This window comes from Actinotignum urematis, from assembly GCF_051264595.1.
GTDB lineage: Bacteria > Actinomycetota > Actinomycetes > Actinomycetales > Actinomycetaceae > Actinotignum > Actinotignum timonense_A.
The window spans coordinates 25,404-48,357 of record NZ_JBOZBG010000015.1; the positions used below are offsets into that span (position 1 = coordinate 25,404).

17 protein-coding genes are annotated in these 22,954 nt (G+C 62.3%); 11 read left to right on the top strand and 6 right to left on the bottom strand.

Going from position 1 to position 22,954, the window contains the following annotated elements; translation table 11 throughout:
• Positions 1–92 precede the first annotated feature (92 nt).
• From ACRQDJ_RS07155 to ACRQDJ_RS07185, 7 genes are all read left to right on the top strand, one after another.
• Positions 93–1,859: a glycoside hydrolase family 13 protein gene (locus tag ACRQDJ_RS07155; protein WP_284897245.1), complete on the top strand. Its 1,767-nt coding sequence runs from the start codon at positions 93–95 to the stop codon at positions 1,857–1,859.
• A gap of 248 nt (positions 1,860–2,107) precedes the next feature.
• A complete protein-coding gene (locus ACRQDJ_RS07160) occupies positions 2,108–3,460 on the top strand; it encodes an ABC transporter substrate-binding protein (protein ID WP_284897243.1) in 1,353 nt (450 codons plus the stop codon).
• 205 nt (positions 3,461–3,665) lie between these two features.
• A complete protein-coding gene (locus tag ACRQDJ_RS07165) occupies positions 3,666–4,508 on the top strand; it encodes a carbohydrate ABC transporter permease (protein ID WP_284897242.1) in 843 nt (280 codons plus the stop codon).
• A 158-nt stretch (positions 4,509–4,666) separates the two neighbouring features.
• A complete protein-coding gene (locus tag ACRQDJ_RS07170) occupies positions 4,667–5,497 on the top strand; it encodes a carbohydrate ABC transporter permease (protein WP_284897263.1) in 831 nt (276 codons plus the stop codon).
• 179 nt (positions 5,498–5,676) lie between these two features.
• Positions 5,677–6,441 (top strand): hypothetical protein, encoded by a 765-nt coding sequence (locus ACRQDJ_RS07175; protein WP_284897240.1) that lies wholly within the window; start codon positions 5,677–5,679, stop codon positions 6,439–6,441.
• A 680-nt stretch (positions 6,442–7,121) separates the two neighbouring features.
• Positions 7,122–8,267 (top strand): MFS transporter, encoded by a 1,146-nt coding sequence (locus tag ACRQDJ_RS07180; RefSeq protein ID WP_284897238.1) that lies wholly within the window; start codon positions 7,122–7,124, stop codon positions 8,265–8,267.
• A 269-nt stretch (positions 8,268–8,536) separates the two neighbouring features.
• The gene (locus ACRQDJ_RS07185; RefSeq protein WP_435717928.1) at positions 8,537–10,078 is read left to right on the top strand and encodes an IS1634 family transposase; all 1,542 of its coding nucleotides are present in this window, start codon (positions 8,537–8,539) and stop codon (positions 10,076–10,078) included.
• Positions 10,079–10,408: 330 nt separating this feature from the next.
• On the opposite strand, the gene ACRQDJ_RS07190 is transcribed toward ACRQDJ_RS07185, so the two are convergent.
• Positions 10,409–12,772 (bottom strand): glycogen/starch/alpha-glucan phosphorylase, encoded by a 2,364-nt coding sequence (locus ACRQDJ_RS07190; protein WP_284897234.1) that lies wholly within the window; start codon positions 12,770–12,772, stop codon positions 10,409–10,411.
• A gap of 284 nt (positions 12,773–13,056) precedes the next feature.
• On the opposite strand from ACRQDJ_RS07190, the gene ACRQDJ_RS07195 reads away from it, so the two are divergent.
• The 4 genes from ACRQDJ_RS07195 (at position 13,057) to ACRQDJ_RS07210 (ending at position 17,833) form a co-directional block, all read left to right on the top strand.
• Positions 13,057–14,340, top strand: coding sequence for an adenylosuccinate synthase (locus tag ACRQDJ_RS07195; protein WP_284897232.1), 1,284 nt, complete (start codon positions 13,057–13,059; stop codon positions 14,338–14,340).
• Positions 14,341–14,792: 452 nt separating this feature from the next.
• Positions 14,793–15,701, top strand: a complete 909-nt coding sequence (locus tag ACRQDJ_RS07200; protein WP_435717929.1) for a phosphoribosylaminoimidazolesuccinocarboxamide synthase — start codon at positions 14,793–14,795, stop codon at positions 15,699–15,701.
• Positions 15,702–15,910: 209 nt separating this feature from the next.
• Positions 15,911–17,260, top strand: a complete 1,350-nt coding sequence (gene gdhA / locus ACRQDJ_RS07205; protein WP_284897228.1) for an NADP-specific glutamate dehydrogenase — start codon at positions 15,911–15,913, stop codon at positions 17,258–17,260.
• A 198-nt stretch (positions 17,261–17,458) separates the two neighbouring features.
• Complete coding sequence (locus ACRQDJ_RS07210) at positions 17,459–17,833, top strand: sterol carrier family protein (protein ID WP_284897226.1); 375 nt, start codon at positions 17,459–17,461, stop codon at positions 17,831–17,833.
• Positions 17,834–18,335: 502 nt separating this feature from the next.
• Here the strand turns inward: ACRQDJ_RS07210 and ACRQDJ_RS07215 are convergent.
• The 5 genes from ACRQDJ_RS07215 to ACRQDJ_RS07235 all read right to left on the bottom strand — a co-directional run bounded on the left by ACRQDJ_RS07215 (position 18,336) and on the right by ACRQDJ_RS07235 (position 22,648).
• The gene (locus ACRQDJ_RS07215) at positions 18,336–18,611 is read right to left on the bottom strand and encodes a DUF3073 domain-containing protein (RefSeq protein ID WP_236624486.1); all 276 of its coding nucleotides are present in this window, start codon (positions 18,609–18,611) and stop codon (positions 18,336–18,338) included.
• Between the two features lie 172 nt (positions 18,612–18,783).
• Positions 18,784–19,599, bottom strand: a complete 816-nt coding sequence (locus tag ACRQDJ_RS07220; protein ID WP_284897224.1) for a DUF3618 domain-containing protein — start codon at positions 19,597–19,599, stop codon at positions 18,784–18,786.
• Positions 19,596–20,096 carry a phage holin family protein gene (locus ACRQDJ_RS07225; RefSeq protein WP_284897222.1) on the bottom strand — a complete coding sequence of 167 codons (501 nt, stop codon included), beginning with the start codon at positions 20,094–20,096 and terminating at the stop codon, positions 19,596–19,598. Before ACRQDJ_RS07225 ends, ACRQDJ_RS07220 begins: the two co-directional genes overlap by 4 nt.
• A 235-nt stretch (positions 20,097–20,331) precedes the next feature.
• Positions 20,332–21,072, bottom strand: coding sequence for a CBS domain-containing protein (locus ACRQDJ_RS07230; RefSeq protein ID WP_087071110.1), 741 nt, complete (start codon positions 21,070–21,072; stop codon positions 20,332–20,334).
• 142 nt (positions 21,073–21,214) lie between these two features.
• Positions 21,215–22,648, bottom strand: a complete 1,434-nt coding sequence (locus ACRQDJ_RS07235; protein WP_087069769.1) for a sodium/glutamate symporter — start codon at positions 22,646–22,648, stop codon at positions 21,215–21,217.
• Between the last annotated feature and the right edge of the window lie 306 nt (positions 22,649–22,954).

Below are 22,954 nucleotides of genomic sequence, written 5' to 3' on the forward strand. Positions count from 1 at the left end.
GTGGGATGAGGAGCAGCGGCGTCGTACCTATCACGTAAGCTTGGAAGTGCGGTGCTAACCGGCACCGGTTCCCGGCAACGAAGAGGTTGATCGTGACAGCACAACACCCCGGCACTGTTATCCACCCGCCCCAGCAGCGTGACCAGTGGTGGCGCGATGCCGTTATTTACCAGATTTATCCGCGGTCCTATGCGTCGAGCGGCGGGCCGCTCGGCACCCTGCCCGGCATCACAGAAAAATTCGATTATTTGGAGAAGCTCGGGGTGGATGCGGTGTGGCTTTCGCCTTTCTACGTGTCCCCGCAATTCGACGCCGGGTACGACGTGGCCGATTATCGTGACGTCGATCCGCGCTTCGGCACCCTTGCCGATGCCGAGCGGCTCATCGAGGCCGCCCACGCGCACGGCATGAAAGTCATTGTGGATATTGTCCCGAACCACACCTCCTGGGATCACAAGCTCTTCCGGGAAGCGGTGCTGGCCGGGGAAGGTGCCCCGCAGCGCGATAATTTCTGGTTCCGGCCCGGGCGCGGGGAAGATGGTAGCGAGCCGCCCACCGACTGGCTGTCCTCCTTCGGCGGGCCGGCCTGGTCGCAGGTCAAGGACATTCCCTGGGTGAAAGGAACCCCGCAGGAGCACGAAGAAACCTGGTACCTGCACCTGTTTGACCGTTCGCAGCCAGATGTCAACTGGGAAAGCCCGGCTATTCATGGTGAATTCACTCACACCATTCGGTTCTGGATGGATCGCGGTGTGGACGGCCTGCGGGTAGATGTGGCCCACGGCCTGGCCAAAGACCCGGCCCTCCCGGACTGGCCCTACAAGGTGGAGGACGTGCGCTACAACCCGGACGTGAACGTGCCGCCCGCACCCATGGCCAACCAGCCCGCCGTCCACGATATTTACCGCGAATGGCGCGCGATCCTGGATGAATACGGGCGCGATCGCATGATGGTGGCCGAAGCCTGGGTGGATACCGAGGAAGACCTGGCCCGCTACGTGCGCAGCGACGAAATGCAACAGGCTTTCAACTTCGAATACCTTTCTGCGCCCTGGCGCGCGGACCGCATTAATGCGCTGATCGAGTCCTCGCTGCGCGCCACCGACGCCGTGGGCGCCCCCACCACCTGGGTGCTTTCCAATCATGACACCCTGCGCGCCACCTCCCGCCTGGGCCTGGAGGGCGTGACCACCGGCTGGTGCGGGAACGGCCCGAGCGGCATCGGCCCCGATGACCCGCAGCCCGATGCGGCGCTGGGGGCGCGCCGGGCCCGCGCCTGGCACACCCTCACGGCGGCGCTGCCCGGTTCCTACTACCTCTACCAGGGCGAAGAGCTCGAACTGCCCGAAGCCACCCAGCTGCCGCCCGAATCCCGCGAAGATCCCACCTTCGCGCGCACCGGCGGTGCGGAGCTGGGGCGCGACGGGTGCCGGGTGCCCATCCCCTGGCGCGCGGACGCCCCGGCCTTCGGATTCTCACCCGAGGGGCAAAGCTGGCTGCCCCAACCCGCGGACTGGCGCCGTTTCGCGGTGGACGCGCAGGAAGCCGCCCCGGAATCCGCGCTCGCCTACTACACGGAGCTGCTGCATCTGCGCGCCCGCTACGACCTGGGCCTGGGCGGATTGCGCCGCGCTCCCGAGTACGCCGGCAGCGGCGTCGCGCTCATCAATTTTGCGGGCGACGACGCCGCCACTTCCCGCGGGGATCTCCTGATTATGACGGCCTTTGCCGAGCCCCTGCCCCTGCCCGAAGGCTGGGCGGTGCTCCTCAGCTCCGCGCCGCTGGAAGAAGGGGTGCTCCCGCCGGATACCACGGTCTACCTGGTGCCTTTCAGCACGGATACCGAGGAAGGGTGCTGATGGCGCGGCTGGCGGCGTCGTCGCACCAATGGCGCGCCCGCAACAACAGGTGCGCCTACCACGGGCGTGCCCGCTGCAACCACCGGACGCACACGCGAAGGTGACATTAAATTAGAACTGTAGAACGCAAGATAAGTCACACTGTGGTGTAAACTAGTATCACCACACAGGCAAGGGAGCCGGGGCGCTACGGTGCTGTCGCGGCTGCGGCTTTCTTGCTGGCATTGACGATCATAGGAGACGTAACGATGCATTCAGTGAAGAAGATTGCGGCTCTCGCCGCAGCTGGGTTGGTGGCCATCGCGGGATTGGGTGGCTGCGTATCCAATTCCGATAGTGGCGGAGGAAGCGAAGGCGGGGCCGGCAAGGTCTACTTCCTCAACTACAAGCCGGAATCGGATCAGGCCTTCCAAGAATTGGCGAAGAAATACCACGAACAAACCGGGGTGGATATTAAGATCGTATCCGCGACCGGCGGTTCGTATGAGCCTACCCTCGCCAATGAGCTCGGGCGCGCGGACGGCCCCACTATTTTCCGCGTGGACGGCCCCATCGGCCTGGCCAAATGGAAGCAGTACGCCAGCGATATTTCCGATGCTCCCTTCATTGAGGCTATGACGGATAAAGAAATGGCCCTCAAGGGAGATGACGGTAAGGTTTACGGCGTCCCCCACGCGGTGGAAGGCTACGGCATCATTTATAACGATGCCATTTTGCAGAAGTACTTCGCGCTGCCGGGTGCCAAGGCGAAGTCCGTGGATGAGATCAAGAACTTTGACAAACTCAAGGAAGTCGCGGACGATATGCAGGCCAAGAAGGACGAGCTCGGCATCAAGGGCGCTTTCGCGGTCACCTCGCTTTCCCCGAATGAGGATTGGCGCTGGCAGACCCACCTCATGAACTGGCCGCTCTTCTACGAACTGCGGGATAAGGGCGTGCAGGACACCGGGAGTATCGAAGGTACCTACCTGGATAATATGAAGAAGATCTTCGACCTGTACCTCACCGATTCCACGGTGGATCCCTCGCAAACCACAGCGAAGGCCGTCACCGATTCCATGGCGGAATTCGCGCTCGGCCAGGTGGCTTTCGTGCAGAACGGTAACTGGGCCTGGTCGCAGATTGATGGGGTGGACGGCAATACCGTCAAGGCGGAAGATATCCACTTCCTGCCCATCTACATGGGCGTCAAGGGTGAAGAAAAGGCCGGTATTTCGGTGGGTACCGAAGCCTACCTGACCATCAACAACAAGGCCTCGGATGCCGATAAGAAGGCCTCGATGGACTTCCTCAACTGGATGCTCAATGATCCCACCGGCGCCAAGCTCTGCGCGGAGGACCTCGGCTTCATCGCCCCCTTCAAGGAATACGCCAGCCTCTCGCCCACCGACCCGCTCGGTAAGGAAGTCATCAAGTACATGAAGGATACCGAGCACTACAACGTGGCTTGGGACTTCCAGGTGGCTCCTTCCATGGACTTCAAGAACGGGCTGGGCCAGCACCTGAGCCAGTACGCCGTCGGTAAGGAAAGCTGGGATCAGGTGAAGGACTACTTCGTCACCCAGTGGAACACTGAGAAGGCAGCTGCCGGGGTGAAGTAGCTGGCCGGTGCGGGCGCCTATCGGTTGCGCTGCGCGGAACACAAGCGATAAGCGCGCCGGGCGGCTCGGCACCACCCGTGCCGCGCACTCAAGCGCCGGCCGCGCCACGCAGCGCCCGCGCCCACTGCTACCACACCTGCCTTGCCTGAGGTGAGGCGCGGGGCTCACCATCGCGGTGGGCCCCGCCTCTCACAGGGGGTTTCTCATGAAAACATTGAAAAAACACGGGCTTGCCTTCGTGGGGCCCACGTACGTGGCGTTCGGGATCGCATTCCTCGCCCCGTTCTTTATCGGTATTTATCTTTCGTTCACGAATTTCACCACGCTGGATGATGCCACCTGGGTGGGCGTGCAGAATTACGTCAATGCCTTCACGGAGCAACAAAACTACGTTGGGGCGTTGATCTTCACGGCTTCGGTGGCGATCGTATCCATTATCAGCGTCAATATCATCGCGTTCTTCCTGGCGTATCTGCTCACGCAGAAGCTACCCGCCACGAATTTCTATCGCACGATCTTCTTCATGCCGAATCTCATCGGCGGGATCGTGCTGGGCTACACCTGGCAGTCCCTCCTCAACGCGGTTCTTTCCAATTACGGCACCACGCTGGTCAATGATTCGAAATACGGTTTCATCGGCCTCATCTTGCTGGTCAATTGGCAGATGATCGGCTACATGATGATCATCTACATCGCCGGCTTCCAAAATGTTCCCGCCGAACTCAACGAAGCCGCGCAGATCGACGGCGCCAGCCGCTGGCGCACCCTGCGCTCGGTCACCATCCCCATGATGATGCCCTCGATTACGATCTGCCTCTTCCTGACGCTGGCGAACACCTTCAAGATTTACGACCAAAACCTGGCGCTCACGAACGGCGCCCCCATGCGGGAAACCGAAATGGCGGCGCTCAATATCGTCAAGAGCATGTATGAGCAGGTCGGGCAGCAGGGAGTATCGCAGGCCAAGGCCGTGATCTTCTTCCTCATCGTTTCCGCGATTGCGCTCATCCAGCTGCGCGCCACCCGCACGAAGGAGGTGGACCTGTGAGTACCGAAACTGGCAAACGCGCGGTCGCCGCTGAGTCCCAGGGCGCCGTCGTTCCCGCGGAAACGCGCGACTCTGCACGCACGGGAGCGCGCACGGAAGCACGCGGCACCGATCCCGCGGCGAAACCGAAGCTCAAGGCCCCGCGCCACCGGGTGCGCATGACCCCCGGGCGCTGGGCGGCGGTGGTTTTCCTCGGGATTCTGTCCCTGATTTACGTGGTGCCGCTGCTCTTCATCCTCGTCAATTCTTTCAAGGGCCGCTTCTTCATTTCGGACGACCCCTTCAGCCTGCCGGCCGGCGAAACCTTTGCGGGGATGGATAATTACCAGACCGCGCTGAGCCTGTCCGGTTTTATGCGGGCCCTGGGCTGGTCGTTCTTCGTGACGGTGGCTTCGGTGCTGGTCATCGTATTCTTCTGCGCGATGACGGCGTATTACCTGGCGCGGGTGCGGAGCTGGTGGACCTCGCTGCTGTACTACCTGCTGGTATTTTCCATGGTGGCGCCCTTCCAGATGGTCATGTTCCCGACCGTGAAAATCGCGGACAAGCTGGGTCTGTCCTCGCCGTGGGGCCTGGTGGTGCTCTACCTGGGCTTCGGGGCGGGGCTCTCGGTATTTATTTTCGCGGGCTTCGTGCGTTCGATTCCCGGCGAAATCGAGGAGGCGGCGTCTATCGACGGCGCCGGGCCCTTCAAGACCTACTTCCAGGTGGTCATGCCGATGCTCAAGCCCACGGCGGTCACGGTCGCGATCCTCAACACGATGTGGATTTGGAACGACTTCCTCCTCCCGAACCTCGTGATCGGGCGCGAGGAGGCCTACCGGACTGTCCCGGTGGTGATCCAATTCCTGGTGGGCTCGAATGGAAATAAGGATCTGGGTGCGCAGATGGCGGTGCTGGTGCTCGCCATTATCCCGATTATTATTTTCTATCTTTTTGCGCAGCGCTATATTGTGGAAGGCGTTGCGGCGGGTTCCGTCAAGGGTTAAGAAGCACGACGACGACGCGGCGCCGCGCACCCGATACTGGGCGCGCGGCGCCGTAGCTCAGCCACGTGGGGCTTGGGCCCGCGAGGTGCTGGTTCGCGAGGCGCTGGTCCACGGGGCTTCGCTTGCCGCACAAGCCCGTAGCGCTTCCACCCGCGGGCGCCACGAACCGAAGGAGATGTATGCGCCGGATTTTCGATCCTGACTCACCTTTCCAGCGCGGACTTTCCGACGCCGTCATCCTGGTGGAGCTCAATATTATTACTCTGCTCGGGCTGCTCCCGGTGGTGAGTGGGGGAGCCAGTTTGGTGGCCTCGGCGCGGGTGAGCGCCCAGCTGCTTCGCGGTGAGGCGCCCCGGCCCTGGCGCCTGTGGTGGCAGCATTTCCGCGCTGCTCTGCTGCCATCGCTGGCCTGGTGGTTGCCCACCCTCGGGCTCCTCGGCCTGGCCTGGTGGGAAAACCGCTGGGTCTCCGGCCTCGCCGCCCCCGACAAAGCCGCACCCGCGGCCTCGGCGTCCGCGGCGGCTCACGCCGCCGATTCTGCCCTTGTCGGGCAATCGGTCGCCGACTCTGCCGGGGTGCTCGCTACCGACCCCGCAATCGCCGCGGATCCGCGGCTGGCCGGCATCCTCTCCGGCCTTATTATCGTGGCCCTCCTGCTGGTGCTGGCAGTGCTGGTCTGGCTGGTAACGCTCCAGGCATTCTTCTCCAACGCCTTCCTGGAGCACCTAGGTAACTCGGTGCTCCTCGCCATCACCCGGCCGCTACGCACGGCCGCGTGCGTAGCGGCCGCGGTGGCGCTCCCGCTGGCCTGGCTTTATGCGCCGGTATCACGCTTGGCCATCTTCTGGGCATTGGCGCTGGCCGGGCTAAGCGTCCCGCTCTACCTCACGGCCTGGCTGCAACGCCCGGTCCTCGACACCCTCCTCGCCGAAGCCGAAGGCTAGCCCGCAGCGCCGGCAGCTGCCAGCGGCCCGGCATTCCCGGCCCGGAAACAAAGTGGTACTGGAGCTACAGCCAAACCCTGAATTTCTGTCGTGCAGTACCACTCTGTTCGTTCCGCTGTCGTGGAGTACCACTTTGTTGGGCAGCAGCGGGTGGAAACGGGTTAGCCCCGGCAGCCCCGACATGAAGTGCGCGGGAGAGCACCGTTTCAGAGCGATTTCGTGTCTCTAACGCGCACTTGACGGGGCCACGGTTCGAAATGCGCACTTTGAGGAGGAGGGAGACCAGGCCGGCTAACAAAATGTACCTGGGTGACAGTTTTTCCGCGATTTAATGTCCGTGGCGTACACTCTGCTCCCCTAACAGTCCGAAATGCACGTTTTGCAGCCTTGAAACTTGAAAATGACCCATTCCGGTTACCCTGCCCCGGGCGGAGGCGGGGTGTTTTTCCGGGGTGTACTTCGCGTGTACGACATTTGCACTACAGCTCGGACAACACATGCCCGCTCCGCAGGTGCTTGTGTGACTATTGAAGTCTGTGAGGCTGGTGAGATTCTCGCGTGAAGACCTCCGCATCCGCCCGAAATCAAAGCGCAACGGCAGCTACGTTAAGAAAAGGGGCGCGGACGCCTGGCCTTGTGTAACTCTCGGAATTTCGAAATTGAGGATGTACCCTTATGAAATGCGTAAAGCTTTAGCCCTTTTAGGTCTCTGTACCCTGGCGGTTGCCTGCTTCAGTGCGGTCGATAACCTGTACTTCACGCAGTTCCTCGGGCGAGACCTGGTTTTCCTCGGTGTCATGGTGTCGGTTTTCAATGTCACCGTTTCTCTGGCGGAACTTCCGTTCTCCGTACTCTTTGACCGTTACTCGCAGCGCGCGGTTCTTCTTGCGGGCATCGTGGTGCGGATCGTCGCTTTCGCGGCATTTTTCTGGGCGGTGAACGACGGCGTCCTATTGACCGGCCAGTTCCTCGCAGGAATCGCCAGTGCCGCTATGAGTGGCACTCTTGAGGCGCTGGTGATGAACCAGGTCGATACCTCGACCGCAGAAAAATCAAGCAAGACATTGACGGTCATGCAGTTCGTTCGCTCGGGTACCTCCCTCCTGGGTGGCTTGGCCGGAGTGGTGGTTTACGCGATATGGCCGCCGGCGATCTGGCTGCTTGGCATCGCCGCGCTTGTCGGTGCGGCGATGGTCTCCTGGACGGTTCCTGATTCGCAGGAAGCTGCCGAATATACCTGGCGGGAACTCGGCGCAAACCTAAAAACCGCGGTGTGGTCACACCAGGCACTCGCGTTAATCCTCGTTAATTCGGCAGCGCTCGGGCCGTTCATGCTCTGGCAAATCAAGTTCGGCCAGGCCTCGCTCTGGTTGGTAGCAGCCGGTTACGCTGCCATGTGCCTGGGCGGTTTAGGCGCAGCCACCCTCCAGGAGAAACTCAATATCCCTTCGCGGTGGGCCTGGGCTGTGGCGATTGCCAATATTCTGGCCGCGGCACTCTTCGCGCTCTCCCAGCAGCAGTTCTTCGTGTGGATAACTTTCGCCCTCCACGTGGCCATGCAAACAATCTTGATCATCCAGGTCTCCGGGCGTTACCACACCCGGATCTCCGATAGCGTGCGAGCAAGTGCCCTGTCAGTCATCTCCCTGGCCGATTCCATCGTCACAGCATTATTCGCCCCGGCAGTTGCGGCAATCGGGCTGGCCTGCGGTTTGGATAAAGCGATTATGCTGTCCGCCGCGGTGTACGCACTCATTGCGATACTGCTCTTCTTCACCCGAAACGCCGGCACGGAAAGTGAAACTGCCACACCGACTACGGCGTGACCAGCTCGCCACACCGACTACGGCGTGACCAGCTCACCGCGCGGGTCACGGTCGCTATCCGGGACCCGGCTGGCCGGCAGGCGCGGCGTCGTCGTTCTTAAAAATGAGAAGCCGCCCGCGCATGAACGTTCGCAGCGGGCAGGCCGGGCCGTGAAACCTGACTTGGCTCATTTTGTCGTGATAGGTTTCATATTGACGTTGTGGCCTGGGGTTTTGTCTCGTTCGTGGGTGAAATGTCGTACTAACGGGTTGGGGGTAGGCTATGGAGTATGCCACGACCCCGGATTCGTACCGTGATAACCAAGTCGGGCGCTACCGCGGTACAAATCGTGTGGCGTTACGTGGATCGCAAGCCCGTACTCGAGCACATTGGTTCAGCCCACACGCCCGGTGAACTCGCGCTCTTAAAAGCCCAGGCCCAGCGCTTGATCGACGGGGACCAGCTCTCCTTAAACCTGGAGACGGGCGTTGAGACAGCGCCGGCGCGCGTGGCTAGTGGTTCGGTGGATAATCCCTTGACCGTGGCTAGCGAGCGTGCCGGCTACCTCCTCGACGCGATCCGTGGGGCTTTTGATTTCCTAGGTCTAGGCGTGCCAACCAGCCATGACCCGGTGTTCTACGATCTGGTAGCCGCCAGGATTATCCACCCGGGCTCCAAGTTTGATTCCATCGAGACTCTTGCCGAGGTCGGGGCGCGTTCGGCTTCGTATTCCACGATTAAACGCCACCTGCCCCGTTATACGGAAGAAGAATTCCGTGACAGAATCACGGCCACGCTAGCAAGGCATGCGGGTATCGGGCCAGGCGTTCTCGTCCTTTACGACGTAACAACCTTGTATTTCGAGACGGATAAAGAAGACGAGTTACGCAAGCCGGGGTATTCGAAAGAACGCCGTATTGACCCGCAGATCACGGTCGGGATGCTCACCGACGCATGTGGGTTGCCGTTGGCGATTGGTGGGTTTGAAGGAAACCGGGCCAAGACCCACACGATGCTACCCATGATTGAACGCCTCAGGCGTGCCTACCAGCTTACCGATATCACGGTTGTGGCTGATGCGGGAATGTTCTCAGCTTCTAACAAGCAAGAGATTATCGGGGCTGGTCTGGGCTATATTCTGGGCACGAAAGAACGTGATATCCCTGCCCCTATCGCAAAATGGCGTGAAGAGAATCCGGGTAAAGACTATGTGGATGGTCAGGTCTGGCGTCAAGAAAACCACGCTAAGAGGGTGGCTGGGCAGGGTGTGGGTGTGGTGGAGTCGGTTGTTTATTATCAGTACTCCAAGGATCGGGCTCGGCGCACGCGGCGGGGTGTGGAAGAACAGTTAGACAAGGCCAGGCGTGCGGTGGAAGGGAAAATACCGGTCAAGCGTAACCGGTATGTTGACTTGCAAGCTCCTAATAAGCGCGTGAACCAGGCGTTAGCGGATAAGCATCTTGCGTTGGCTGGGATTAAGGGTTACGAGACGAATCGGTTGGATTTGGATGCTGGTGCGGTGATCGGTTTTTATCGCCGGTTATTCCGTATCGAGAAGGCTTTCCGGATGGCGAAGTCGGATTTACGGGCGCGTCCGATCTTTCACCGTAAAGAGGACTCGATCCAGGCGCATTTAACGATTGTGATGGTGGCGATGGCGTGCGGGCATGTTCTTGAGCAGTCCACGGGTGTGTCGTTGAAACGGTTGGTGCGGACGTTGAAGAAGTACCGCTCGTTCACGCTTGAGGTCGGCGGGCAGGTCGTTCATGCTCGCACCCCGCTGCCGGCGGATGTGGCCGTGCTTATCGAGTCACTGCCAAAGTCGCACTAAATGAGCCAAGTCAGGACACCGACTACGGCGTGACCAGCTCACCGCGCGGGTCACGGTCGCTATCCGGGACCCGGCTGGCCGGCAGGCGCGGCGTCGTCGTTCTTAAAAATGAGAAGCCGCCCGCGCATGAACGTTCGCAGCGGGCAGGCCGGGCCGTGAAACAAAACAAAAAGCGGGCGGCGGGATGTGCAAGAATCACACACCCGCCGCCCGCTTAGTCTGCGTGCGCATTGCGTCGCCGCCCGCGGTTAGCGTAGCGTCGCGCAGCCGCCCGTTTGAGTCGCGTCGCGCGTCGCTTACGCAGCCGCGCAGCTACGCGCACAGCACGCGCTACTTAATCGGCGTCGCCTTCACGCCCCAGATATCGCGACCGTAATCCGCGATGGTGCGGTCAGAGGAGAAGCGGCCCGAGCGGCAGATATTGATCCACGCCTTGCGGCCCCACTCTTCCTGGTTGGCGTAATCCGCGGCCATGCGGTCGCGGGTAGCACGGTAATCAGCGAAATCGCCCAGCACGTAGTACACGTCCGGGGTCTCCCACGAGGACCCGTCCAGCAAGGAGCCGAGGAGGTCGTGGAATTCGCCGGTCCCGCCGTCGCTCACGGTGCCGTCCACCAGGGCGTCGAGCACCCGCTTGAGCCCGGGCACGGTCTCGTACTGTTCGCGCGGGTTGTAGTGCGCCCGCAATTCCGGCAGCTCCTCTTCGCGCGCCCCGAAAATGTAGGCATTTTCTTCGCCCACGGCGTCCACGATTTCCACGGTGGCGCCGTCCATGGTGCCCAGCGTCAGCGCGCCGTTCATCATGAACTTCATATTGCCGGTACCCGAAGCTTCCTTCCCGGCCAGGGAAATCTGCTCGGAAATATCGGTGGCCGGAATAATATGCTCGGCCGGGGACACGTTGTAGTTTTCCACGAAGAGCACGGTGATCTTGCCGCGGGTATCCGCATCATTATTCACCAGCTTCGCCACTTCGTTAATGAACTTGATAATCGCCTTGGCGCGCTTGTAGCCCGGCGCGGCCTTCGCTCCGAAAATGAAGACCCGCGGCGGGACCTCCATGCTGGGATTGTCCTTAATCCGGAAGTACAGATCGAGGATGTACAGCGCGTTCATGAGCTGGCGCTTGTATTCGTGCAGGCGCTTAATAATCGTGTCATAAATAGCGTCGGTGGGAATATCGATGCCGTCGCGGCGCTTAATCCAGCGCGCGAAATCACGCTTATTTTCCGCCTTGATCTCCATGAGGCGCCGGTAAATATCAGCATTCCCGCGTTCCTCAATGGTGGCCAGCTTATCCAGATCCGTCACCCAGGAATCATCCCCGAGCACCTCGGTCAGCAGCGCGGCCAGGCGCGGATTGCAATTATGCAGCCAGCGGCGCGGGGTCACGCCATTCGTCTTGTTGTTGAAGCGCTCGGGCCAGATGTCGTACCAGTCGTGGAGAGTATCCCGCTTGAGGATCTCACTGTGAATCGCGGCCACCCCGTTAATGGAGAAGGAGGCATAGCAGGCGATCCACGCCATATGGACCAGCCCGCCGGAGAGCGGCGCCATGTACTCAATCTTGCCCGGGTGGAAACCGGCCTCCGCCAGCTCCGCGCGGAAACGCCGATCCATTTCCGCCACAATGTCATAAATACGCGGGAAAAGCTTGGTGAAAATCGAAGTTTCCCAGGTCTCCAGCGCCTCGGCCAGCACCGTGTGGTTGGTGTAAGCGAAGGTCTGGGACACGATCTTCCAGGCATCCTCCCAGCCCAGGCCTTCCTCATCCATGAGCAGACGCATGAGCTCCGGAATGGCGAGCACCGGGTGGGTGTCATTGAGCTGAATCGAGTTGTATTCCCCGAAGGAACGAATATCCCCGTGCGCTTCCTTATGTTCGGCAATGAGGCACTGGAGGGAAGCCGAGCAGAAGAAGTACTGCTGGCGCACCCGCAGCACCTTGCCTTCGTAGGTGGTGTCATTCGGGTAGAGCACCCGGCACAGGTCATTCACGCGCTCGCGTTCCACGATCGCATCGGTGAAGCGCTGGGAATTGAAGGCATCGTAATCGAATTCTTCAAGGGGCTCCGCCTTCCACAGGCGCAGGGTATTGACATTCGCGGTGCCGTAGCCGGTGATCGGCATATCATAAGGAACCGCGCGCACATCCATATCCGCGAATTTCACGTGCTTGGATTCACTATCCCGGCGCACCACGAAAGGCGAACCGTTTTCCATCCACGGATCGGGTTCTTCCTTCTGGAAACCATCCACGAAGCTCTGCTTGAACAGGCCGTAGCGGTAGAGGATCCCGTAGCCGACCACGGGGAAATTGAGGGTAGCGCACGAATCCATGAAACAGGCGGCCAAGCGCCCCAGCCCACCGTTACCGAGCGCGGCATCGGGTTCTTCATCGAGCACATCGGTGAGGTTGAGGCCGTAATCTTCCAGGGCCTTGCGGGCATCGTCCACCAGGCCAAGATTGACGAGATTATTCAGGAGTGCGCGCCCCATGAGGAATTCCGCGGAGAAGTAGCTGGCGCGCTGACCCTCCCGGTATTTCTTAGTGGTAGCTTCCCAGTTATCAGCCAGCCGGCTCATGGTGAGCTCGGACAGCCCCTCCCAGTAATCGCGCAGGGAGGATCCGGAGGTCGAGACACCGGATACCGAACGGGTAAAGGCCCCGAGTGGTTGAGTCAGTTCAGACATTTTGCTCCTCGAAAATATTCGGGCACGTGCCTCCTCTACCTTAGCTGAGAAACTTTCTGAAAATGTGCAAAGATGCCCGCGGCGGGCTGTGGCGGTTATTATTGTGTGGTAAAGCGGGACGTTAGCCCGGGGCCTGAGGCTCAACGGGGCGCGGCCATACGGCGGTCGCCCGGTGACCTACGGTCGGTAGCCGGCTGTCCAACGGCGGCGGCACGGTAGCCGCACAGCGGCACGGGCGGCGGAGCTCTTTACACCTGTTTGATATAACGAGGAGATTAGATACTATGCCCGCGGTCATTATTCTCGGCGTCCAGTGGGGCGACGAAGGAAAAGGCAAGGCAACTGACCAGCTCGGCCAGCGTGCCGATTATGTTGTGAAATTTAACGGGGGTAATAATGCCGGCCACACGGTCAGCGTGGATGGCCAGAAATTCGCTCTCCACCTCCTCCCGTCCGGCATTCTCAATTCAGATTGCATCTCGGTGATTGGCAACGGCGTCGTCGTTGATCCCGAAGCGCTTTTCGCGGAAATGGCGGAGCTGGAATCGCGCGGCGTCTCCACGAAAAACCTCCGCATCGCCGGCAACGCGCACGTCATCACCTCGTACACAAAAATGTTCGACCGCCTCAACGAAGAAGTCCTCGGCGATGGCAAAATCGGCACCACCGGCCGCGGCATCGGCCCCACCTACGCGGATAAAGCCAATCGCGTGGGGATTCGCATCGTCGACCTCGTGCACCCGCGGCGCTTGCGCGGGCAGGTGGAGACCGCGGTGGCGCAGAAAAACTTGGTGTTGCGGGACCTGGGGCGTGAGGAGATTAACGTCGACGACGTGCTCACCGAGCTGCTCGCCTATGGGGAACGCCTCGCGCCTATGATGATTAGCGCTTCTCGCGAACTCAATCAGGCCCTCGATGAAGGCAAGACGGTTGTTTTTGAAGGCGGGCAATCCACCCTCCTGGACATCGACCACGGCAACTACCCCTATGTGACCTCCTCGAATGCCACGGCCGGCGGGGCGGTGACCGGCAGCGGGGTGGGTCCCACTCGTATCGACCGGGTGGTGGGTATCGTCAAGGCCTACGCCACCCGCGTGGGCGAAGGGCCATTCCCCACCGAGCTGCACGGGGAGAAGGGCGATTGGCTGCGCGAAGCGGGTGGCGAATACGGGGTCACCACCGGGCGCCCGCGCCGTTGCGGCTGGTACGACGCCCCGGTCACCCGCTACGCGGTGCGGGTCAATGGCCTGACCGACCTGGTCCTCACCAAGCTGGATGTGCTTACCGGCGTGGAGCAGATCCCGGTATGCGTGGGCTATGAGATCGACGGCCAGCGCGTGCACGAATTTCCCATTGATACCTGGGATTTCGCCAATGCCAAGCCCATTTACGAGTACCACCCGGGTTGGACGGAGGACATCTCCACGGTGCGCGACTTCGCGGACCTGCCCGCCAACGCCCAAAGCTACGTGCGCTGGCTGGAGGAGATGGCCGGCTGCCGCTTCTCGCTGATCGGGGTGGGGCCGGATCGCGAGCAAACCATCGTGCTCCACGATCTGCTTGGCTGAGTTGAGCGGCGCGGCGGCCGGGCGCGGGCGCGGTTGCGCGTGCGGCGTTACGTGGCGCGGCCCCGGCGTGGCGATTCGCGGCGGTGCCTCACGCTAGCGAAAGCGCCCGCGCGGCCGCGCCGCCAGCTGCCCGGCGGGCAGCTGCGCCGTCGCACTTTACCCCGTTTGACCTGCGCTAATGCGCGGTGCGTGACTTAGCTCCCAGGACAGGGGCTAAGAATTCCTTTACTATAAGGAAAAGAAGGTTGTGTGGGGAGGGTCACCCCCGGGCCGTGAGTTCGTTGTGAGCCCGCGGGCGTGCGGTTGCGAATAGCGCCGCGATACGCGGTACGGAACCGGCGGTGGCCCCTCGCGCAGCACCGGAGCGGGAACGCGAAGGAGCCTCCCGCGTGAAGAGATTGAGGGGCGGGAATGTCTACATACACCACAGGTAGCCTTGTCCCCATTCGGGGATGGCAACGCACCTATTCCGGGAAGGTGCACGATTTGTACCGGCCCGTGCCCGGGGCGCGATGGCCGGGATGGATACCTATCTCATTGTGGCCTCGGACCGCATCGCGGCATTCGACCACGTTGTTCCCACATTCATTCCGGATAAAGGCGAAATCCTCACCCGGATCGCCCGCTGGTGGTTCGACCGCACTGGGGACATCGCGGAAAGTCACTACCTACCGGGCGGCGTGCCGCGGGATATCGCCGCGCGCGGCATCCTGGTGCGGGCCCTGCGCATGCTCCCCTACGAAGTGCTGGTGCGCGGTTATCTAACCGCGGGTGCGGTGCGCTCACTCGAAACCCTCGGCACCCTCGATGCGATGCGGTACGACGGCGCCATTGAGCTCGGCGCCAAGCTGGAACTACCGTGGGTCGGAATCGCGGAAAAGCGCCGGCCCGGCTGCCCGGATATCCCCATCCCGTGGGATGAATTTATGCGGCGGGTGGGGGAGAGCACCGCGGAACGGGTGCGCGTGCTAGCCCTCAACCTCTACCGGCACGCCCACGCCATCGCGCTGGCCCGCGGGCTGGTGCTCGCGGATGCCAAACTGGAATTCGGCACGGATATGGACGCCGGCTCCAGCCGCCTCATCCTGGCCGACGAAGCCTTCACCCCGGATACCGCCCACTACTGGCTTTCCACCGACTATCGCGCGGTGAAATCCGGGGAGGTGCCGCCCAGCTCGGAGGCGCTGCGCCCCTTCGATAAGGACGCCGCCCAGGTGTGGCTCATGTCCGCCCAATCCGGGTGGAATGCAGAGCAGGGCACCCAGCCGCCGGCCCTTCCCGCCGCCGTGGTGGCAGATATTCGCGACCGCTACCTGCGGGTATGCGAAATGCTCACCGGGGAGCGCTGGCCCGGGCACTAAGCGCGGTGGCGTAGTGGCGCGGGCGCGCGCCGCGACTGCTTCGCGTGCCGCACTCACTTCACGCGCCGGGGTGGCGGCTGCCCGGTGGCGTCGTCGTCGTTCTGCACGAACCCCGCACGTACCGCACCTCAATGTGACGTGCACCGCGGAGTGGTGTTCGAGCTTCGAAATCATACCGCGAAAGCACCCGGACGTTTTACCATTTTGATATGCATTACGCGAATAAAGTTTACGATCAGGTCGTCGCCGCCAATCCGGGCGAACCCGAATTCCATCAGGCCGTGCGCGAAGTTTTCGATTCCATCGCCCCGGTCCTCGCGGCTCACCCCGAGTACGCCGACCAAGCCATCCTGGAACGGCTGGTTGAACCCGAACGCATCATCGCCTTCCGCGTGCCGTGGGTCGATGACGCCGGCAAAATTCGCGTCAACAAAGGCTACCGGGTGCAATTCAACTCCGCGCTCGGGCCCTACAAAGGCGGCCTGCGCTTCCACCCGACCGTCTACCTGGGCATGCTCAAATTCCTCGGCTTCGAGCAAATCTTCAAGAACGCGCTGACCCGCCAGCACATCGGCGGCGCCAAAGGCGGCGCGAATTTCGACCCCAAAGGTAAAAGCGATAACGAAGTGATGCGCTTCTGCCAGTCCTTCATGACCGAATTGCAACGCCACATCGGCCCCGATATCGACGTCCCCGCCGGCGACATCGGCGTGGGCGGGCGCGAAATCGGCTACCTGTTCGGCCAGTACCGCCGCATCCGCGATACTTTCGACGCCGGCGTGCTCACCGGCAAGGGCCTCGGCTTCGGCGGCTCGCTCGCCCGCACCGAAGCCACCGGTTACGGTGCGGTCTACTTCGCGGACGCCATGCTCGCCGCGCGCGGGGAAAGTTTGGACGGGCGCACCGCGATCGTCTCCGGTTCCGGGAACGTCGCGCTGTACGCGATCGCGAAGGCGCAGCAGATGGGCGCGCGCGTGGTCACGGCCTCGGATTCTTCCGGGATGGTTTACGACGACGCCGGCATCGACGTCGAGCTGCTTCGCCATATTAAGGAAGATCTGCGCGGGCGGGTCTCCGATTACGCGGCGCAGCGCCCCAGCGCGCGCTACCAGGCCGGGGCGAAGGTGTGGAACCTGGCTGAACTGGGGATTCGCGCGGATATCGCTTTCCCGTGCGCCACTCAGAACGAGCTCAACGAGGCCGATGCGCGCCAGCTTCTCAACGGGGGAGTGCGCGCGGTGGTGGAAGGCGCGAATATGCCTACCACCCTGGAAGCCACCCACCTGCTCCAGGAAAACGGGGTGCTTTTTGCCCCCGGCAAGGCCGCGAACGCCGGCGGGGTGGCCACCTCCGCGCTGGAAATGCAGCAGAATTCCGCGCGGCAAAGCTGGAGCTTCGAGAAGGTGGATGCCAAACTGCACGACATCATGCGCGATATCCACGACACCTCCCTGGATGCCGCCGCCCGCTACGGCCACGAAGGTAACTACGTGGTGGGCGCCAATGCCGCGGGCTTCGAGATGGTCGCGGAAGCGATGATCGCCCAGGGTGTGATCTAGGGGCGGCGTGCGCCCGGCGGATTGCCTACTTCGCCGGGCAGGCGCGCTCGCGGTCTCTCCCCGGCGCCGCGTCGCTCCCGCGCGGCTGCGTATATGTGCCGCGCGCCGGATGCGCCTACTTCGCCGGGCGGGCGCGCTCGCGGTGGCGCCGTCGTACCTTAGGTGCCGTTGCCATCCAATGCGTCGTAGAGTGGATCCGTGACACGAAAAATCGATAGCGCGGACGCGCTGCCCCTCCTCGCCCGCTTTCGCGCAGGTGAGGACCTCAGCGCGAGTGAGTCGCGCACGGCGGTGCGGTTCCTTCTCGAGGAGCTTGCGGCGCGGCATCCCGGGCACGCGGTGGAAATCCGAGTTCCGTATGTTGGCGCGGTGCAGGCGGTTGCCGGGGTGCGCCACCGCCGCGGTACCCCGCCGAATGTGGTCGAATGCGATGCGGGCACGTTCCTGGGGTTGTGCGTGGGTGCTCTGAACTGGGATGATGCCGTGGCTTCCGGGCGGGTGGACGCCTCCGGAACCCGCGCGAACCTCTCCGAGTTTCTCCCCCTGGTGCATGTGGCCGGCGCGGATCACTGAGCTGAGGGTGTGGAGCGCTGATCGCGGGAATCCCATAACTCACACAAGTCTCTGGAGCCTCAATAGTCACACACGTCCTGGCGGGGTGGCACGTGTTTTCCGAGCTGTAGTGCAGATGTCGTACACGCGAAGTGCACCTCGGAAAAACACACCCGCCTCGGGCGGGGCGGGGTCGGTGGAATGGGCCATTTTCAAGATTCAGGGCTGCAAAAGGTGCATTTCGGACCGTCGCTAACACAGAATGTACGCCACGGACATTAAATCGCGGAAAAACTGTCACCCATGTACATTCTGTTATCCGGCCCGGCCTCTCGCCTCCTCGAAGTGTGCATTCCAGACAACGCATCCCGCGTAGTGGGCGTAAGAGACACGAAATCGCCCAGAGGCGGTGCTCTTATAGACACTTCGTTTCCGGGGCTGGCTCAGAAACAATGGCCTATAGGCCAAACAATTGTGCCGGCAGCCCTGGGGCCGCCGGCACGTTCGTTACAGGAATGAGTACCTATTTGGTGGCTGGTGGAATATTGTTCGGATCGTAATCATCCGCCCAGTCATCGTCATTGTCATCTGACTCGTCGTAATCTGCGTAGTCGGCGTAACGAGCATACGGATCATCCGAGGAATCGTAGTGGGATTCCTGGCGCTCATCACGATTAATACCCAGCTCACGCTCGAGAGCGGCGTAATCAGTATCCGGTGTAAAGTACTTGAGATTCCGGGCTACCTTACGCTGCTTAGCCTTCTGACGGCCGCGCCCCATGAGCTCGACCCCCTTCATCTCATCTGGGCTCATCTGGCCCGGTTTACTATTTCGTGACCTATATTAGCCGCTATGGCCTATATATGGCTATGTGACATACGCGGAAAGAGTACGGCGCTCCTCACCTTTCCCAGGTAGATGGCCTGTAAAGCGGCCACGAACCCAGCGACAGGTGTCGCGCGCCACGCGGTTACTTGCGCCGGCGCCCGCGCCCGAAGAGGGCGCTGCCCAGCAGTGTGACCGCACCCAGGGCGGCAACGCTAAGGCCAGCCACCACGGCGAGCCCGGTTTGTTCCCCGCGCCGAGCATCGTCAATAACGTCCTGGGCTACCTGCGCGGCCGAGGGAATCCCGGCAAAGGAATGACCGGCGGAACAGTGGCCTGAGCACCCGTGGCCGGTGGCGTCGTCGTCGTAATGATGCGCGCCGCCGCACGTACCGCCACCGCACGCGCCACCGCACTCACAGGCGTGGTCGCCGAAATCGTGGTCGCCGTAACCGTGCTCGTCGCCGCCACAACCGCAACCACCACCGCACGCGGCGCCTTCAGCAACCGCCTCAACGTCGGCATCTGCACAACCGCAGCCGCACGGGCCGCCGAAATCGGCACCGTCAGCGCCAGCCCCATCAGCGCCGCCGCCCAAGCCGGAGCCCGCGAGGTGTTCCTTCGCGGAATCGGCCAGGTCGTTCACCTTCGCCTTCGCGGTATGCGCGAAATCCGAGGCTTTAGCAGAGGCCTTGGCGGAGGCATCCGCCGCGGTGCTCTTCGCATTATCCGCGAAAACCGCAGCCTTATCTTTCGCCGCCTCGGCAAAAGCGGAGGCCTTGTCCTTGAGCGTGGCCGTGGTGGTGGCTACCTTGTCCTTCGCGGCGTCGGTGGCGTTCTTGATATTCGTGCGCGGATCCAGGCGATCCACCAGCTCATTGACGGTGGCAGTCAGCTCCGCGCGGGTGCGCTCGATATCGCGCTGGATGTCCTCAGGTTTACGGTTATCGGAAGCGCTCACTTCGACAGGCCTTTCTTCACGGCGTCGACGTCCTTGCTCAGGCCGCCAACAAGATTGGTTGGATACTTTCCGGATTTCTTGAGTTTGCGCAGCCCCAGCAGCGCGAGCACCGCAATAATAAGGAGCAGAATACCGGCGACCGTCAGGTAGCCGGCCCACCAGCGCCCGCCGAACACAACCGTAAAGAAGGCCGCTGCCGCGTGCAGCAGGAACCCGAGCATGAACAGCGCCAGCACCCCGGCCACCGCGAGGAGCACCCCGCCCATCCCGAGGTTGAGGACCTTGTGCTTGAGGCTGGCCTGAGTGTACTGAATTTCGTCGCGGACCAGGGTGGAGAATTGCGCCGTGGCGGAGGAGAACAATTCGCCCACGGTCCGGCGGTTCGGTTCGCGCGCCGCGGCTGCCCGCGCTTCTTCGGAGGAGGACGCCACGTAGCCGGAGCCCGGAAGCGGTCCGGTGGTGCTTGCCCGTGCGTTCTCAACATCTTCTTGCGCCATCACATCCCCTTTGCGTCAGCCAATAACGTGGCGATAGATACATTCTAGTGTGCCGCAGAAAGCTTTAAATAGATAACGGGAGGCGAAAATTTCTTCCTGAGCGAGGGCGCAGCGCTGATGCGTGCGCGCCGCCGCGCGCGGGTGGCGTTTCGTGCGTGCGCAGGTCCCCGCATCGCTCGCGTGCCGCCGCACCACAGAATAGTACGACGACGCCGCAGCCTCCCGCCCCGCCCGCTTACCTCGCGATGGCGATGTCCCTGAAAATCCGCCCCACATCCGCGCGGGCCACCAGCCCGATAAGCACCCCGGTGGCATCCCCGGTGCGAGTGATGAGCACTGCGGGATGGCCGCGGTCGGTCAGGGCTGTGCATACTGCCATGGCCCTATCGGAAGGTTTGGCGTAGAGGGGAGCGTCGTGCGTGCCGCTGTGGGCGAGGATATCCCCGGCCGGCACGTCGGCCAGCTGGGATTCTTTCCCGGCAGTCACCATTCCGGACACCCAGCGGGCCACCATATTGGTGGTGAGCAGCCCGATAATCGTGGAGCCATCCACCACCGGAAGCTGGGCGTAGCCGTGCGCGTCGAGAATAGCGGCGACGGTAGCGAAAGTATCCACGGGAGAGACGGTCGCGACGTCGTGAATCATGAAGTTTTGGATCTGCGGTTCGTTGCGCACCTGGAAAAGTAGCCGCTCGGCGGCTTCGACCAGGTCCGCGCGCGGGGTGGCAATGGGTTGGCCGTTCTTGTAGTTGTTATGCGCGATGGTATTGCGCAGATTGCGCAGTACCTCGCCCAGGTTGTTATTGCGAACGACGGCGGGAACCCGCTTTTCGTACGCCTTCGCCCAGGCATCCCCGAAACCACGTGAATCCAGGCCGGTGGCATGATCGAGCTCAGCCCGGAGGTCTTCCACCGCGGAGAGGAAACGCTGGGTGAGAGAGTTCGCGGTCGGGGAGGTGGCAGCGTCGTCGTTCATGCCACCATGGTAGCGAAGCGGGCCGCGTTGCACGGACTGGAGTGGGTGGGTGAACCGTGCAACCGCGCACCCGTGCACTCGCGTGCAACCGCACGCGAACCCCAGGCGAACCCCAGGCGAGCCGCACGCGAGCCGAAACGCGCTACCCGGTAAACCCGGTACCCAGGGTGCCCACCGGGCCGGGCTCGCCGTGGGTATTCGCGTGCCCGGAGCGCACCACCCACCAGCCGCCTAGCAGCCCGAGCACCGCGATGGCACCCCAGACGCCCACCACGGCCCAGCCCATCCCGGCCAGCGCCATAACCGGCACGAAGGACACCGCGGAAATCTCCACCGGAACCACCGGCAGGTAGGCATAACCGAATTGCTCAATGGTGCCCGATTCCAGCTTGGGATCCACGATGCGCAGCAGCGCCAGGCCGGTGGAAACAGAGCCGGTAGCCCACCCCCAGGTGAAGAGCTGGCGTTCGAACCAGCCCTCGCCCATGAGCCGCGGGGCCACCACCAGGCCCAAAACCGTGCACAGAATAAGACCGAAGAGGAACAGCAAGCCGAGGGCCAGCAGGTGGTCGGAAACGAATTCCGGCTGAATCGAAGCAATACCGCACACAATCAGAATGTCCGTGCACAGCCCGGAAACCGAGCGCAGCGTGCCCGCGTCGAGCAGGTGGGAGGCCCCCACTCCGTTCATAACAATCCGCACCACGATCCCCACCAGGAAAGCGATGGCGAAAAGCGGGAAGGAAATACCGGGGAACAGGTGCTTGAGGAGCTGACCAATCCCGTAGCCGGCCACCGCCACCAGACTCACAATCCCGACCTCGAAGGAGAGCGTCTCAATCGAACCGCCGGAGAAGGTGTGGTAGCCCAGGGCCGGGCGGCGCTTATTGGCATCGAGCACCCCGGTGAGGAGCTCATCGGGCAGGGAATCCATACCGCGGAAAGCCTTGGCCTGCCCGCGCCGCGCCCCGAATTTCGCGAGGATAATCCCGCCGACCACCCCGACCAGCAGCCCCACCGTGGCCGAGGTGAAAGCCAGCGAGGCCACTTCCGGCTGCCCATTTTCCGCGTAAATATTGCCCACGGCTGCCGCGGTACCGAAACCGCCCGCCCAGCCGGTGAACAGCATAATGCCCAGCACATCCGGCGAACCGAGCACCGGGGTGAGGAACAGCAGCGCGAAAGCCATACCGAGCGCCACCTGCGCCCCGTACATAAGCACCCCGTAGGAAGCAAAACCGCCCACCGCTTTATTGACTTTGCGAATATCGAAATCATCGGTGAGGGCCATGCAAGCAAACACAATAACAATAAGAATCGAGGCATACGTGCCCATATGCTCGGAGAACGGAATCCCGGTCACCTGCCAGGACCCGATATGCCAGCCGCGGCTTTCCGCTACCGCCCCCAGCACATTCGGGCCGAGCACCAGCCCCAGCGCACCGGCAATCACCGAGGCGGGAACCAGCATATTCTGCAGCCACTTCACCCGGGCGCGCAGGAACACCCCAATGGCGAGCAGCAGGCCAATCATTCCGGCGTCGACCAGCATGGTCCACGGCGTATATGCGTTCATCGTCCCTCCTACGGTTGCGATAGTTGCGCTTGGCGCGATGCGCGGGCGCTCGCGGTCTGCGATCTGCCCGGGCCCGCGCGATTCACGCAAAGCTTGCGGGAGGGGTGCGTGGAACCCGCTCCCATTAGTAAAGATACAGTAAAACTATGGCGATTTTTTAGTTAGGTATGGTGCTGGGGGCTGCGATGTGCCGAGATTCACGCGCGCGCTCGCGGCCCGTTCGCGCCGTCGTGCGTCCCCGCACGGTTCGGTTGCCGCGCTTTTCCTTTTATTAACGACGACGCCGGGCCTCTCCGCCCGTGCGGA

Excerpts from the sequence above, each read along its gene's own strand:
- ACRQDJ_RS07160 (WP_284897243.1), top strand. The coding sequence starts at position 2,108 with ATGCATTCAGTGAAGAAGATTGCGGCTCTCGCCGCAGCTGGGTTGGTG.
- ACRQDJ_RS07175 (WP_284897240.1), top strand. The coding sequence starts at position 5,677 with ATGCGCCGGATTTTCGATCCTGACTCACCTTTCCAGCGCGGACTTTCC.
- ACRQDJ_RS07225 (WP_284897222.1), bottom strand. The coding sequence starts at position 20,096 with ATGGCGCAAGAAGATGTTGAGAACGCACGGGCAAGCACCACCGGACCG.
- ACRQDJ_RS07200 (WP_435717929.1), top strand. The coding sequence starts at position 14,793 with ATGGCAACGCACCTATTCCGGGAAGGTGCACGATTTGTACCGGCCCGT.
- ACRQDJ_RS07195 (WP_284897232.1), top strand. The coding sequence starts at position 13,057 with ATGCCCGCGGTCATTATTCTCGGCGTCCAGTGGGGCGACGAAGGAAAA.
- ACRQDJ_RS07165 (WP_284897242.1), top strand. The coding sequence starts at position 3,666 with ATGAAAACATTGAAAAAACACGGGCTTGCCTTCGTGGGGCCCACGTAC.
- ACRQDJ_RS07235 (WP_087069769.1), bottom strand. The coding sequence starts at position 22,648 with ATGAACGCATATACGCCGTGGACCATGCTGGTCGACGCCGGAATGATT.
- ACRQDJ_RS07215 (WP_236624486.1), bottom strand. The coding sequence starts at position 18,611 with ATGAAGGGGGTCGAGCTCATGGGGCGCGGCCGTCAGAAGGCTAAGCAG.
- ACRQDJ_RS07230 (WP_087071110.1), bottom strand. The coding sequence starts at position 21,072 with ATGAACGACGACGCTGCCACCTCCCCGACCGCGAACTCTCTCACCCAG.
- ACRQDJ_RS07185 (WP_435717928.1), top strand. The coding sequence starts at position 8,537 with ATGCCACGACCCCGGATTCGTACCGTGATAACCAAGTCGGGCGCTACC.
- ACRQDJ_RS07180 (WP_284897238.1), top strand. The coding sequence starts at position 7,122 with ATGCGTAAAGCTTTAGCCCTTTTAGGTCTCTGTACCCTGGCGGTTGCC.
- ACRQDJ_RS07190 (WP_284897234.1), bottom strand. The coding sequence starts at position 12,772 with ATGTCTGAACTGACTCAACCACTCGGGGCCTTTACCCGTTCGGTATCC.
- ACRQDJ_RS07170 (WP_284897263.1), top strand. The coding sequence starts at position 4,667 with ATGACCCCCGGGCGCTGGGCGGCGGTGGTTTTCCTCGGGATTCTGTCC.
- gdhA (WP_284897228.1), top strand. The coding sequence starts at position 15,911 with ATGCATTACGCGAATAAAGTTTACGATCAGGTCGTCGCCGCCAATCCG.